We start from the raw sequence: 13556 nt of genomic DNA on the forward strand, positions 1-13556 counted from the left end.
GGCCATGGTGTGACGGGGTGGTGAAGGCGGGGCAGGCGGTACGGAAGGTGCGGGCGGGGCGGGTGGTAGAAAGAAGCCCCGCCCGGGGTTGATGTGAACCCTGCGGAACGGGGCCGCACGAGGGGGACGTACCGATGACTCAGCCGCCCGGCCAGCAACCGCCGCAGGGAGGATTCGGGGCGCCGTTCGATCCGACGCCCGGTCTGTACGGGCAGCCGCCGCAGCCGTCCCAGCCTCCGCAGCCTTCGCAGCAGCCGTACGGGCAGCCCCAACAACCCCCTCAGCCGCAGCCGTACGGACAGCCTCCCCAGTACCAACAACCTACGCAGTACCAACAGCCCCCGCTGTACGGGCAGCCTCCGCAGCCCCCGCCGTACGGGCAGCCCCAACAGCCCCCGCAGCCACCGCAATCCGGCGCCCCCGGGTCCGGCGGGCGTTCCCGGCGCAGGACCGTGGGCATCGTTTCCGCCGCCCTCGCCGGAGTCCTGATCGTCGGCGGCGGCGTCTGGTTCGCCGTGGTTAAGGGCGACAGCGGCGGCGATGACGCCAAGAAGCCCGTCGCCGAGAAGAGCGCCGAACCCGGTGCGCCGAGCGGTCCGTCCGGGGCCGGGGCGAGTCCGGCCCCCGGGCCCGACCAGCTCAACGCGGGGCGCGGGGCCGGGGAGGGCAAGGTCCTCTGGGTCCAGCAGAACGGGGTAGACCTGCCCCGCAACGGCGCCGACGCGCAAGGTCCCTGGCTCGTCGGCGACACCGTGGTGAAGGCCATGTACCGCACGGTGTCCGCCTATTCGGTCGTCGACGGCAAGCAGAAGTGGAGCCTGAGACTCGCATCCAACGTCTGTGCCGCCCCGACCCGGGCGGCCGCCGACGGCAAGATCGTCATCGGTGTCAACGACAGCACCGCGGGCGACGCGTACTGCGACCACCTCCAGATGATCGACCTCACCACCGGCAAGGCCGGCTGGCGCAAGGGCTACGACCGGCCCGGCGCCTGGGACGGGCTCTCCGACGTCACCATGGCGATCAACGGTGATGTCGTGACCGTGGGGCGGACCAGCCGCACGGACGCCTACCGGATCAGTGACGGCAAGGTGCTGTGGGGCAAACTGCCCGGAAACTGCCAGCCGTTCGGCTTCGTCAGCGGCGACCTTCCGCTCGCCGCCACCAGCTGCCAGACCGAGGCCGACGACCACAAGGAGCAGCAGGTACAGCGGATCGATCCGGCCACCGGCAGGGTCCAGTGGACGTACAAGGTCAAGAAGGGCTGGCAGGTCGACCAGTTCTACTCGGTCAGTCCGCCGGTGGTCTCCCTGAAGAAGGGGGAGGACCAGTGGGGCGTCGCCGTCCTCAACTCCGATGGCACCTACCGCTCCCAACTCGTCGGCGGCAGCGACGACTACGGGCCGAGCTGCGCCAAGGAACTGCGTACCCAGGGCAAGAACCTCGACAACTGCCTGGGTGTCGCGACCGACGCCGCCACCGACACGTTCTACCTGGCGACGAAGCCCAAGCCCGGTGCGAGGGACATCACCAACGCCGTCGTGGCCTTCGACCTGAAAACCGGCGCGTCGAAGTGGAAGGCCGCCGCGCCCGCAGGGCAGACCCTGATGCCGTTGCGCGTCGAGGGCGGCAAGGTGCTGATGTATCTGAGCGCGGCCAAGGGCAAGGGCGGTGGCATCATGTCGCTCCCGCCGACGGGGGGCACGCCGCAACCGGTCCTGCGGCACCCGGCGTCCGCCGCCGCCGTGGAGCGGGGCTTCTTCAGCCCGTTGGTCGCGTACGCGGACGGACGGACGCTGCTCATGCATCCCACCGTCAGCGGAGGCACCGACGAGGAGGAGAAGGCCATGCCGACCATGGTCGCCTTCGGTGACTGACGATCAGGTCCGGCCGGGGCATAACGAGGGCATCACAAGGCGGTTCTCCCTTGGGAACAGGGGACAGGCCGACCCGGTGTAGGCCGTGTCGCGGGTGGTACAAAGAAGCCCCGCTCGACTGTCGTGACACTGCGGGAGCCATGCCCGATTCGCTCCTTTCCGAGGGGAATTCAGCCCAGCGGAATCGCGGGGGAGACCGGAACGGGCACCGGACCGCACGAAGGGGGACGTGCTGATGACCCAGCCGCCCAGCCAGCAACCGCCGCAGGGAGGCTTCGGGGCTCCGCAGGGGCCGCCGCAGGGAACTCCTCAGCCGCCGCACCAGGCCCAGCCGCCCCAGGCACCGCAGACGCCGCCGCCCGCGCAGCCCCCGGCCGGCCCACCGCAGACGCCGCCCCCCGGACAGCCCGGCTACGGCTATCCGCAGGCCCCGGGCCAGGACCCCGGAGGCTACGGCTATCCGCAGGCGCCCGGCCAGGCCCCCGCGCAGGCCCCGGGTCCGTATGCCCATCAGCCCGGCCCGTACGGTCAGCAGGCCCCGGGACCGTACGCCCAACAGCCGGGCCCGTACGGTCAGCAGGCCCCGGGACCGTACGCCCAGCAGCCGGGCCCGTACGGTCAGCAGGCCCAGGCCGGTTACGGCTATCCGCAGCAGCACCCCGGCGCGCCCGTGCCCGGCGCTCCTGTGCCCGGCGGCCCGGCCGGATCCGGCGGTGGCGGCTTCCTCAAGGGCAAGCCCGCCGTGATCGGTGCCGCGGCGCTCGCCGTCGTCCTGGTCGTCGGCGCCGGTGTCTGGTTCGCCGTGGGCGGGGGCGACGACGACAAGAAGCCCATCGCCAACGGGAGCACCGACCCCAAGGCGCCCAGCGGTTCGCCCACGGTCGACGAGGGCGACGGCAACGGTGACGGCCGTGCGGTGGACGACGACCTCAACGCCGGGCGCAAGCCGGGCGAGGCGAAGGTGCTCTGGCTCCAGCAGAACGACGTCGACCTGCCGGGCAACGGCGCCGACGTGTACGGGCCCTGGATCGTCGGGGACACCGTCGTCAAGGCCATGTACCGCAGCGTCGCCGCCTACTCCGTGGCCGACGGCAAGCAGAAGTGGGCCTTCCCGCTTCCCGCCGATGTGTGCGCGACGCCCAACCAGCCGACCGCCGACGGCAAGATCGTCGTCGGCGTGAAGAACGGCACTTCGGACAAGGCCGACTGCTCCGACCTCCAGATGATCGACCTCAACACCGGTAAGGCGGGCTGGAAGAAGTCGATCACGAAGAACGGCACCTGGGACCTGATGTCCGACATCGGTCTCGCGATCAGCGGCGACACCGTCACCGTCGGGCGCACCAGCAACTCCAACGCGTACCGCGTCAGCGACGGCAAGGAACTGTTCGGCAAGCCGTCGGGCAACTGCCAGCCCTTCGCGTTCGCGGGCGGCCCGAAGCTGATCGCCGCGACCAGCTGCCGCACCGACGACCTGAACAACCCGCAGCACCAGATCCAGGAGCTCGACCCCACCACCGGCAAGGCCAAGTGGACGTACCAGCCGCCGCGTGGCTGGGAGGTGAAGAAGGTCTACTCGGTGAGCCCGCTGGTCGTCTCCCTCACCCACGAGAAGAAGAAGCAGTGGTCCATCGTCGCGCTCAAGGAGAACGGCACGCTCCGTTCCCAGCTGATCAGCGACAAGGGTGACAAGCTCTCCACCAACTGCGGCCACGACTTCAGCATCTTCGGCGAGAAGCTCGAAGGGTGCAGCGGCGTCGCCGCCGACGCCAACACCTTCTACATCGCGACCGAGGCCGACACCAGCGGCACCGGCCGGACCAACAAGGTCGTCGCCTTCGACCTGAACACCGGCAAGACCAAGTGGAAGGCGGACGCCCCGGCGGAGCGGGTGCTTCAGCCGCTGCGCATGGAGGGCGGCAACGTGCTGCTCTACATGGAGGCGAAGTACGACAAGGGCGGGGCGATCGCGACGCTCCCGCCGGCCGGGGGCACCCCCAGCGTCGTGCTTCAGCACCCGGACGGGACGACCCGCTTGGAGAGCAGCTTCTTCACGTCCAAGATCGCCTACGCGGGCGGCCGTTCCTTCGTCATGAGCGGGCGCATCAGCGCGACCAATGACAAGAAGGAGATGGAGCAGAAGACGATGATGGTGTTCGGCAAGTGACGGTTCACGACGGCACCCGACGGAACACGGCCGAAAGCCACCGGCCTCGACCCCACACACCCCCTTCTCCCGAGGTACGTACGCCATGACGCAGCCGCCCCAGCCGCCGAACGAGCCGTCCCCCGGCGGATTCGGCGCCCCGCAGGACCCGCCGCCCGATGGGTTCGGCGACCCGACCCCGCCGCCGTCGGACGCCTTCGGCAAGCAGCCGCCGCAGGCCGCGCCCGCCGGTGGGTACGGAAGTCCGCCCACCCCGCCTGCCGGGGGTTACGGGAGTCCGCCGACCCCGCCTGCCGGGGGTTACGGGAGTCCGCCGACCCCGCCTGCCGGGGGTTACGGAAGTCCGCCCACCCCGCCCGCCGGTGGCTACGGCTACCCGGCCGCCCCGGGTGCGGGCGGCTACGTCCCCCCGCCCGCGCCGCAGCCCAACGGGTACGGCTACCCGAACGGACCGCAGGGCAGCTACGGCTACCCGCAGGGACCGTCGTCCGGGCAGCCCGGCATGCCTCCGCAGCAGGGGTACGGCTACCCGACCCAGCCGATGCAGCCGCAGTACCTGGTCCCGGAGCAGGGCGGGAACGGCGGCAAGAAGTTCACCACCCAGATGCAGATCATCGTCGCCGCGGCCGTCGCCGTGGTGCTGATCATCGGCGGCGGCGTCATCTACGCCTCCGGCGGCGGTGACGACAAGGACGGCGGCACCGAGGCGGCCTCCACCGGCACCACCGGCGGCGAGGACAAGGGCGCCGAGGGCGACGGACTCGTCGGCGGCGACGAGAAGGCGCCCACGAACACCAAGTCCAAGGTCGGATTCCAGCTTCCGCAGCCGAAGGTCACGGACGTCACCGCGGTCGCGGGCTCCTGGCTCACCGACAAGGCGTACGTGAAGACCGGCGTGAACGAGATCGTCGGCTACGACTCGGCCAAGGGCACCAAGCTCTGGTCCATCCCGCTGCCCGGTCAGCTCTGCGCCGCCTCCCGGCACATGAGCAAGGACTTCAAGACGGCGATCACGTTCGAGGCGGGCAAGCCGACCAAGGCGAAGAAGTACCAGCCGTGCAACCAGGTCGGCGCGCTCGACCTGGCCACCGGCAAGCTGCTGTGGAGCAAGTCGGTCACCGCCGCCACCAGCGGTGACGAGCCGATCAGATTCGACGAGGTCACGCTCAGCGGCACCACGGTCGCCGCGGGCGGCACCAGCGGCGGTGCCGCCTTCAACCTCACCACCGGCGCCGAGCTGTGGAAGCCGAAGGTCACCACCGACGGCTGCTACGACAAGGGGTACGGCGGCGGCGAGGCCCTCGCCGTGGTCCGCATGTGCGGCACGTACGACGAGCCGCAGCTCACCATCCAGGCCCTGAACCCGGCCACCGGCGCGCCGATCTCCTCGTTCAAGATGCCCACCGGCGTCGAGTACGCGAGCATCGTCTCCACCAAGCCGCTGGTCGTCGCGGCCGACGTCGGCGACACCGCCGGTGACGGCAGCAGCATCTCGGACTTCTTCTCGATCGACGCGGCCACCGGCAAGCTGATCGTGCGGATCTCGGCCGACGGCGACAAGTACGCGGCACGCTGCGGCTCCACCGAGGTCGAGCAGTGCCAGCACCTGGCCGTCGGCAACAACCGGATCTACGTGCCGACCGAGGAGCACGAGGGCGGCGGCGACTACGGCGACACCAACGAGATCGTCGCCTTCGACCTGACCACCGGCAAGATCGTCGGCGGCAGGGCGGACGCGGGCGACCGCTACACGCTGACCCCGCTGCGGATGGACGGCTCCAACGTCATCGCGTACAAGCAGCCCCCCTACGACAAGGGCGGCCAGGTCGTCTCCATCAACGGCTCCACCTTCAAGCAGACGCTGCTGATGGAGAACCCGGGCGAGGAGGCGGTCCGCGACGCGGAGACCAGCTTCTCCGGGGACTACGCCGAGATCATGTACTCCCAGGGGAGGCTGTACATGTCCGAGGTGATGATCAGCGAGCCCCGCGAGAGCTCGCTGGAGGACAAGCAGTACCTGGTGGTCAGTTTCTCCACCAGCTGATCACTCACACTCATCGGCCGACCCGTTCGCGCGGGCACGCGCCAAGGCCCTGCCGGTCGATCACCGACCGGCAGGGCCGATCGTTTTCCGCCTCTCAAGTGGCCCTGAACAAAGCAGAATTCGGCATTCTGGGGGGCGTGCGGCGGGTAAGGTGCGCAACCTCGAACAAGCGGGTAGCTTGCCGGGGCAGACGGGGTGGGGCGAGCGGGCCGGGGCCGGTAGCCGGGGCACACAGGGGGACTTGGGGGCGTGTTCGATGGGCGGCGTGCGGCTCATGGTGGTCGATGATCACCGACTGCTCGCCGAGGCACTCGCCTCGGCGCTGAAACTGCGCGGGCACCGGGTGCTCGCGGCGGCCGCGCCGACGTCCGGTGCGGCGGAACTGGTGGTCAGCAGAGCCCCGGAGGTCTGTCTCTTCGGCACGGCGTCCCCCGCCGAGCCGGGGACCTTCGACCCGATCGCGCGGATCGGGCGGGAGCGCCCGCAGGTGGCGGTGGTGGTCCTGGGCCCGGTGCCGAGCCCGCGCGGGATCGCGGCCGCCTTCGCCGCCGGGGCCGTGGGATACGTGCGGCACGACGAGCGGATCGAGGGCGTGGAACGGGCCATGGCCAAGGCCCGCGCCGGAGAGAGCGCCATCGCCCCGCAGCTGCTCAGGGCAGCCTTCGCCGAACTGCTCAACCCGGCGGTCCAGCCGGACGACGAGGGCCGCCGGCTGTTGCAGATGCTCACGCCGCGCGAGGCGGAGGTGCTGGTCCGGGTCGCGGAGGGCGAGGACACCCGGCTGATCGCCGCCGGGATGGGGATCGCGTCGAGCACCGCGCGTACGCATGTGCAGCGGCTGCTGATGAAGCTCGGTGTGGGCTCCCGGCTGGAGGCCGCGGCCCTCGCGGCCCGTACGGGACTGCTGGACCGGGCGGCCGAGGGCGCGCCGCGGGGGCCGGGCACGCTCGGCTGAGTCCCCGCCGGCCGCGTGATCCTTGGGGCTCCCTGTTCGTTTGTGATCGAGCCGGCGAGGAGGTGCACCCGCGCACCTCCTCGCCGAACTCTGCTGTCCGCCCCGAACCCCGGGCTGCCGCACCCTTGTTCCGCCGCAACCCTGGCTGCCACACCCCTGGTCGCCGACCGGACGCCACATCATTGACGAGCATGTTTGCTTGTGATTAATTATGTGTGGTTATGTTTGGAGGAACCTGGTGAAGAAAACGGTTACGACCCTCGCCGACGGCCGTGAGCTGATCTATTACGACGCCGCGGACGACACCGTCCGCGAAGCCGTCGACCGCCGCCCCCTCGACCCGGTCGCGACCTCGTCCCGCATCCGCCGCGACCCGCTCCTCGGCGACTCGGTGGCTATCGCCTCGCACCGGCAGGGGCGTACGTACCACCCGCCCGCGGACGAGTGCCCGCTCTGCCCCTCGCGGGACGGGCGGCTCAGCGAGATCCCCGACGACCACTACGACGTCGCCGTCTTCGAGAACCGCTTCCCCTCCCTCGCGGGTGACTCCGGCCGCTGCGAGGTCGTCTGCTTCACCTCCGACCACCGGGCGTCCTTCGCCGACCTCACCGAGGAACAGGCCGCCCTGGTCCTCGCGGCCTGGACCGACCGCACCGCCGTGCTCGCCGAGCTGGACCAGGTCGCCCAGGTCTTCTGCTTCGAGAACCGCGGCGCCGAGATCGGGGTGACCCTCGGCCACCCGCACGGCCAGATCTACGGCTACCCCTTCGTCACCCCGCGCACCGAGCTGATGATGCGCTCCGCGCACCGGCACCGCGAGGAGACCGGCCGCAACCTCTTCGAGGACGTCGTGGCCCGCGAGGAGGCGGACGGCTCGCGCATCGTGCTCAGCGGCGAGCACTGGGTCGCCTTCGTGCCGTACGCGGCGCACTGGCCGTACGAGGTCCATCTCCACCCGCGCCGCCGCGTCCCCGACCTCCGCGAGCTGGACGGGGCCGCCCGCACAGAGTTCCCACAGATCTACCTGGAACTCTTGAGGCGATTCGACCGGATCTTCGGCCCCGGCGAACCGCCGACCCCGTACATCTCGGCCTGGCACCAGGCGCCGTTCGGGGTCCCGGGTCGGGAGGACTTCGGACTCCATCTGGAGCTTTTCACCATTCGACGTACCTCCGGCAAGCTGAAGTTCCTCGCGGGTTCCGAGTCCGGCATGAGTGTGTTCATCAACGACGTGCCGCCGGAAGCCGCGGCCCAGCGACTGCGAGAGGTAGCGAGCGAGTGAGCAACCCCCAGAAGAAGTACCTGGTGACCGGTGGCGCGGGATATGTCGGCAGCGTGGTCGCCGCGCATCTCCTGGAGGCCGGACACGCGGTGACCGTCCTGGATGACCTGTCCACCGGGTTCCGGGAGGGGGTCCCGGACGGGGCCGAGTTCATCGAGGGCCGCATTCAGGACGCGGCCAAGTGGCTGAACCCCGACTACGACGGGGTGCTGCACTTCGCCGCGTACTCCCAGGTCGGCGAGTCCGTCGTCGACCCGGAGAAGTACTGGGTCAACAACGTCGGCGGCACCCTCGCCCTGCTCGCCGCGATGCGCGACGCCGGGGTGCGGACCCTGGTCTTCTCCTCCACCGCGGCCACCTACGGCGAGCCGGTCTCCAGCCCGATCACGGAGTCCGACCCGACCGCGCCCACCAGCCCGTACGGTGCCTCCAAGCTCGCCGTCGACCACATGATCAGCGGCGAGGCGGCCGCGCACGGCCTGGCCGCCGTCTCGCTCCGCTACTTCAACGTGGCGGGCGCGTACGGCAGTTGCGGGGAGCGCCACGCCCCCGAGTCGCACCTGATCCCGCTGGTGCTCCAGGTCGCCCTGGGGCAGCGCGAGTCGATCTCCGTCTACGGTGACGACTATCCGACCCCGGACGGCACCTGCGTCCGCGACTACATCCATGTCGCCGACCTCGCCGAGGCCCACCTCCTGGCGCTCGGCGCGGCCACCACCGGCGAACACCTGATCTGCAACCTCGGCAACGGCAACGGCTTCTCGGTGCGCGAGGTCGTCGAGACCGCCCGGCAGGTCACCGGCCACCCCGTCCCCGAGACCGCGGCCCCGCGCCGCGCCGGTGACCCGGCCGTGCTCGTCGCCTCCGCCACCGCCGCCAGGGAGCGCCTCGGCTGGCAGCCGTCCCGCGCCGGTCTGGCCGGAATCATCGCCGACGCCTGGGCGTTCGCCCGCCGAGAGGAGCCCACCACCCCATGACGGAAGCCACCACCGAGGCCGCCGCGCAGGCCGCCGCACAGCCCTCCGCGCAGGACGCCGCGCCGGTCGCCGCCGAGGCCGTGACCACCGCCGATGCCGACAACACCGAGCTGGTCGCCGGCTTCACCGAGCTGTACGGGACCGCGCCCGAAGGGGTCTGGGCGGCACCCGGGCGGGTGAACCTGATCGGTGAGTACACCGACTTCAACGACGGCTTCGTGATGCCGCTCGCGCTCCCGCACACCGCGCGCGCGGCCGTCGCCCGGCGGACCGACGGCGAGCTGCGGCTGCACTCCACCGACGTCCCCGGCGGCGTCGTCCAGCTCCGCGTCGACGAGCTGGTCCCGCACGCGGGCCACGGCTGGGCCGCCTACCCGGCAGGCGTGGTCTGGGCGCTGCGCGAGGCGGGCCACCGGGTCACCGGCGCGGACATCCAGCTGACCTCCACCGTTCCCACCGGCGCCGGGCTCTCCTCGTCCGCCGCCCTCGAAGTGGTCACCGCGCTCGCCCTGAACGACCTGTTCGAGCTCGGCCTGACCGCCTCCGAGCTCGCGGTGCTCGGCCAGCGCGCCGAGAACGCGTTCGTCGGCGTGCCCTGCGGGGTCATGGACCAGATGGCCTCCGCCTGCTGCACCGAGGGCCACGCCCTGTATCTGGACACCCGCGACCTCAGCGGGCGCCAGGTCCCCTTCGACCTGGCCGCCCAGGGGCTGACCCTGCTGGTCGTCGACACCCGGGTCAAGCACGCGCTCGGCGACGGCGCCTACGCCGAGCGCCGTGCGGCCTGCGAGGAGGGCGCCCGGATCCTCGGCATACGGACCCTGCGCGATCTCCCGTACGACGGTCTGGGCGCCGCGCTCGACACCCTCGCCGCGTCCGGGGCGGACGAGTCCGTCGTGCGCTGCGTACGCCATGTGGTCGGCGACAACCGGCGTGTCGAGCAGGTCATCGCCCTGCTCGACGCGGGCGACGTACGCGCCGTCGGCCCGGTACTCGACGCGGGCCACGAATCGCTCCGGGACGACCTGCGGGTCTCCTGCCCGGAACTGGATCTGGTGGTCTCGGCGGCGAACGCGGCCGGGGCGCTCGGGGCCCGGATGACCGGCGGCGGCTTCGGCGGCTCGGCGATCGTGCTGGTGGACCGGGCGCGGGCCGAAGCGGTCACCGACTCCGTGCGGGAGGCGTTCGCCTCGGCAGGTTACGCCGCCCCGGGCGTCTTCACCGCGGTGCCGTCGGCGGGCGCCCGCCGGCTCGTCCGAGCTGCTTGGTCAGGATGAACTCGGTGATGCCGGGCGGGTAGTTGTCGACCCGCCCGGCCTCTTCGTACCCGTGTCTCCGGTAGAAGCCGGGGGCCTGGAAGTCCCAGGTCTCCAGCCGGGAGGCGGTGCAGGACCGTTCCGTACGGGCCACCCGTTCGGCCTCGGCGAGCAGCCGTGAACCGAGGCCGATGCCGCGGTGGGTGGCCTCGACCCAGAGCAGCTCCACATGGAGCCAGTACGCCCAGGTCCGTCCGGTCAGCCCGCCGACGATCCCGCCCCGCTCGTCCAGGACCCATACCTCCAGGGGGACTTCGTGCTCGGCGGGGGTGGAGAGCAGTGCGCGCAGTTCCGGTGAGTCGGCTCTGTTGTCGTCCCGCAGACGCCCGTTCAGCAGAATGCGACGTTCTCTGTCTACTTCTGTCTCAAGACGGAACATGCAGCACACCCTAAGACCGGCCGGCACATGGGGGGCGGCCCCCATGTGCCGGCCGGTCCAGGACCGACCGGCGGAACACCGTGGGCCACCAGTTCCGCGAATCACCTTCCCCCGTCGGCCCCCGCCCGTACGCTGATGCTCAGCACCGGTGGGGGCCGGTGTCGATTCAGGGGACGAGACAGTCGGGTACGACGCCCGGATGGGGTGGCAGCCGGTACACGGCGGCGGCCGTGGGGCTGTGGACCACCACCTCGATGTTCCGGGTGTCGTACCCGTACCGGCCCGTCCCGGCCGAAGGGGATGTCTGTGGCGCGAATCCGGGTTCTCGTGGTCGACGATCACCGTATCTTCGCCGAGTCGCTCGCCGCCGCGCTCGCGGCCGAACCGGACGTCGATGTGGCGGCGGCCGGCAGCGGTCCGGCCGCGCTGCGCTGCCTGGACCGCGCGGCGGCCGAGGGCCACGGTTACGACGTGATGCTGATCGATGCCGAGCTGGGCATCCTGGCCACGGACGGAGCCCGTCCCGTCCCCGTACCGCAGCACGGGGAGAACGGTCCGGTCGACGGCATCTCGCTGGTCGCCGGGGTCCGTACGGGCCGCCCGTCGGTCCGTACGGTGGTGCTCGCCGAGAGGGACGACCCCCACCGGGCGGCGCGGGCGCTCCAGGCCGGGGCCTCGGGCTGGGTGGCCAAGGACTGTTCGCTGCAACGGCTGCTCGCGGTGATACGGGGCGTGCTGCGGGACGAGACGCATCTGCCGCCCGCCCTGCTTACCGGTGTCCTGCGGGAGCTCACCGCGGCGCGCAAGCACCGTACCGAGAGCGAACGGCTGGTGGAGGCGCTGACCCCGCGCGAGCGCGAGGTGCTGCGCTGCATGGTGGCGGGGCTGGGCCGCAAGGCGGTCGCCGAGCGGCTGTTCCTGTCCCCGCACACGGTGCGTACGCACATGCAGAACGTGCTGGGGAAGCTGGGCGTGCACTCGACGCTCGCCGCCGTGGCGCTGGCCAGACGGGCCGGGGTGGGCCCGGCCGAGCTGTCCGGGAACGTCGCCGAACTGACCGGGGGCGCCGTCGCCCTAGCCCGGGACGTTGTCGAACGGGGCGGTCAACTGGCGTAGCAGCCCGGCGAGTTCGGCCCGCTGGTGACGGGACAGCTCGCCGAGGATGGCGCGCTCCTGGGCGAGCAGTCCGGCCAGTGACTGGTCGGCCTTGTCGCGGCCCTCGGCGGTCAGCCGGACGAGCACACCGCGCCGGTCGCTCGGGTCGGGCAGCCGCTCGACGAGGTTCTTCTTGGTCAGCCGGTCGATGCGGTTGGTCATCGTGCCCGAGGTGACCAGGGTCTGGGTCAGCAGCTGGCCGGGCGAGAGCTGGTACGGGTCGCCCGCGCGGCGCAGCGACGTGAGGACGTCGAACTCCCACGGCTCCAGGTGGTGCTCGGAGAACGCGATCCGGCGAGCCCGGTCGAGGTGGCGGGCCAGGCGGGAGACGCGGCTGAGGACCTCGAGCGGTTCCACGTCGAGGTCGGGGCGCTCTCGGCGCCATGCAGCGACCAGTCGGTCGACCTCGTCCTCCATGTCGATCAGTGTAGAGGGTCTGTCGACATGAAGTCTCTTGAATTCAAGTGTCTTGACATCAAGATACTTGTCCGCCGATCCTGTTCCCATGACCGACCCCACCCCGGAACCCCTCCCGGAATACCTCCCGGACCCGATCCCCGAACCGATCCCCGGACCCGCCACAGCCCCCGCTTCCACCCCCACACCTTCGCCCACCTGGGACCCGCAGCAGTACCTGCGCCACGCGGACCACCGCACCCGCCCGTTCCGCGACCTCCTGGCCCGCGTCGGCGACCTGCCCGGCCACCCCGCGCCCCGTATCGCCGACCTCGGCTGCGGCGCGGGCAACGTCACCGAACTCCTCGCCGACCGCTGGCCGCGGGCCCGCGTCACCGGCTACGACAACTCCCCGCAGATGCTGGAACGGGCCGCCGCCCACGCCCGCCCCCTCCTCGACTTCGCGCGGGCCGACGCCGCGACCTGGACCCCCACCGAGACGTACGGCCTGATCGTCTCCAACGCCCTGCTCCAGTGGCTCCCCGGCCACGCCGACCGCTTCCCGGTCTGGCTGGACGCCCTCGCCCCCGGCGGCACGTTCGCCTTCCAGGTCCCCGGCAACTTCACCGCCCCCAGCCACACGCTGCTCGCCGCCCTCCGCGAATCCGACCGCTGGCGCCCCCTGCTGCACGGCGTGGGCGACCGCACGGCCGCCGTCCTCCCACCCGCCGACTACCTCGCCCGGCTCCAGGACCTGGGCTGCGAGGCGGATGTCTGGGAGACCACCTACCTCCAGACCCTGCCCGGCGACGACCCGGTCCTGGACTGGGTCAAGGGCACCGCCCTGCGCCCGGTCCTGACCGCCCTCGCCGACGACCGGGAAGCCCACGACGCGTTCCTCGCCGAATACCGCGACCTGCTCCGCGCCGCGTACCCGCCGGGCCCGCACGGCACGGTGTTCCCGTTCCGCCGCATCTTCGCGGTGGCGCGGAAGCGGAGCCGATGACC

The 13556-nt window shown here is 71.5% G+C and carries 11 protein-coding genes; 9 read left to right on the plus strand and 2 right to left on the minus strand.

Features of this window, described 5'->3' with window-relative positions; all coding sequences use genetic code 11:
* Positions 1-134: 134 nt before the first annotated feature.
* The 7 genes from OG413_RS14970 (at position 135) to galK (ending at position 10579) form a co-directional block, all read left to right on the plus strand.
* Positions 135-1877, plus strand: a complete 1743-nt coding sequence (locus OG413_RS14970) for a PQQ-binding-like beta-propeller repeat protein (protein ID WP_266805882.1) — start codon at positions 135-137, stop codon at positions 1875-1877.
* Positions 1878-2112: 235 nt separating this feature from the next.
* On the plus strand, positions 2113-4044 hold the full coding sequence (locus OG413_RS14975) for a PQQ-binding-like beta-propeller repeat protein (protein ID WP_266805883.1): 1932 nt from the start codon (positions 2113-2115) through the stop codon (positions 4042-4044).
* A gap of 85 nt (positions 4045-4129) precedes the next feature.
* Entirely contained in the window at positions 4130-6088 is a 1959-nt protein-coding gene (locus tag OG413_RS14980) for a PQQ-binding-like beta-propeller repeat protein (RefSeq protein ID WP_266805884.1), read from the plus strand.
* Positions 6089-6344: 256 nt separating this feature from the next.
* Positions 6345-7043, plus strand: coding sequence for a LuxR C-terminal-related transcriptional regulator (locus tag OG413_RS14985; protein WP_266805885.1), 699 nt, complete (start codon positions 6345-6347; stop codon positions 7041-7043).
* 238 nt (positions 7044-7281) lie between these two features.
* On the plus strand, positions 7282-8325 hold the full coding sequence (galT, locus tag OG413_RS14990) for a galactose-1-phosphate uridylyltransferase (protein WP_266805887.1): 1044 nt from the start codon (positions 7282-7284) through the stop codon (positions 8323-8325).
* On the plus strand, positions 8322-9302 hold the full coding sequence (gene galE / locus OG413_RS14995) for a UDP-glucose 4-epimerase GalE (protein ID WP_073725920.1): 981 nt from the start codon (positions 8322-8324) through the stop codon (positions 9300-9302). Before galT ends, galE begins: the two co-directional genes overlap by 4 nt.
* The gene (gene galK / locus OG413_RS15000; RefSeq protein ID WP_266805890.1) at positions 9299-10579 is read left to right on the plus strand and encodes a galactokinase; all 1281 of its coding nucleotides are present in this window, start codon (positions 9299-9301) and stop codon (positions 10577-10579) included. The genes galE and galK overlap by 4 nt, the downstream gene beginning before the upstream one ends.
* Here the strand turns inward: galK and OG413_RS15005 are convergent.
* Complete coding sequence (locus OG413_RS15005; RefSeq protein ID WP_266805891.1) at positions 10521-10997, minus strand: GNAT family N-acetyltransferase; 477 nt, start codon at positions 10995-10997, stop codon at positions 10521-10523. The two genes, galK and OG413_RS15005, sit on opposite strands and share 59 nt — an antisense overlap.
* 306 nt (positions 10998-11303) lie before the next feature.
* Between OG413_RS15005 and OG413_RS15010 the strand changes: the two genes are divergently transcribed.
* Positions 11304-12113: a response regulator transcription factor gene (locus OG413_RS15010; RefSeq protein ID WP_266805893.1), complete on the plus strand. Its 810-nt coding sequence runs from the start codon at positions 11304-11306 to the stop codon at positions 12111-12113.
* On the opposite strand, the gene OG413_RS15015 is transcribed toward OG413_RS15010, so the two are convergent.
* Positions 12072-12569, minus strand: a complete 498-nt coding sequence (locus OG413_RS15015; RefSeq protein ID WP_266805894.1) for a MarR family winged helix-turn-helix transcriptional regulator — start codon at positions 12567-12569, stop codon at positions 12072-12074. The two genes, OG413_RS15010 and OG413_RS15015, sit on opposite strands and share 42 nt — an antisense overlap.
* Before the next feature lie 88 nt (positions 12570-12657).
* Between OG413_RS15015 and OG413_RS15020 the strand changes: the two genes are divergently transcribed.
* Positions 12658-13554 (plus strand): trans-aconitate 2-methyltransferase, encoded by an 897-nt coding sequence (locus OG413_RS15020; protein WP_266805895.1) that lies wholly within the window; start codon positions 12658-12660, stop codon positions 13552-13554.
* The last annotated feature ends 2 nt before the right edge of the window (positions 13555-13556 follow it).

The sequence above is a fragment of the Streptomyces sp. NBC_01433 genome (assembly GCF_026340105.1).
In the GTDB taxonomy this organism is placed as follows: domain Bacteria; phylum Actinomycetota; class Actinomycetes; order Streptomycetales; family Streptomycetaceae; genus Streptomyces.

What these genes read in the sequence shown, in the direction of transcription:
- OG413_RS14980 (WP_266805884.1), top strand. Translation starts at nt 4,130, where the DNA reads ATGACGCAGCCGCCCCAGCCGCCGAACGAGCCGTCCCCCGGCGGATTC.
- OG413_RS14970 (WP_266805882.1), top strand. Translation starts at nt 135, where the DNA reads ATGACTCAGCCGCCCGGCCAGCAACCGCCGCAGGGAGGATTCGGGGCG.
- OG413_RS15015 (WP_266805894.1), bottom strand. Translation starts at nt 12,569, where the DNA reads ATGGAGGACGAGGTCGACCGACTGGTCGCTGCATGGCGCCGAGAGCGC.
- galK (WP_266805890.1), top strand. Translation starts at nt 9,299, where the DNA reads ATGACGGAAGCCACCACCGAGGCCGCCGCGCAGGCCGCCGCACAGCCC.
- OG413_RS14975 (WP_266805883.1), top strand. Translation starts at nt 2,113, where the DNA reads ATGACCCAGCCGCCCAGCCAGCAACCGCCGCAGGGAGGCTTCGGGGCT.
- OG413_RS15005 (WP_266805891.1), bottom strand. Translation starts at nt 10,997, where the DNA reads ATGTTCCGTCTTGAGACAGAAGTAGACAGAGAACGTCGCATTCTGCTG.
- OG413_RS14985 (WP_266805885.1), top strand. Translation starts at nt 6,345, where the DNA reads ATGGGCGGCGTGCGGCTCATGGTGGTCGATGATCACCGACTGCTCGCC.
- OG413_RS15020 (WP_266805895.1), top strand. Translation starts at nt 12,658, where the DNA reads ATGACCGACCCCACCCCGGAACCCCTCCCGGAATACCTCCCGGACCCG.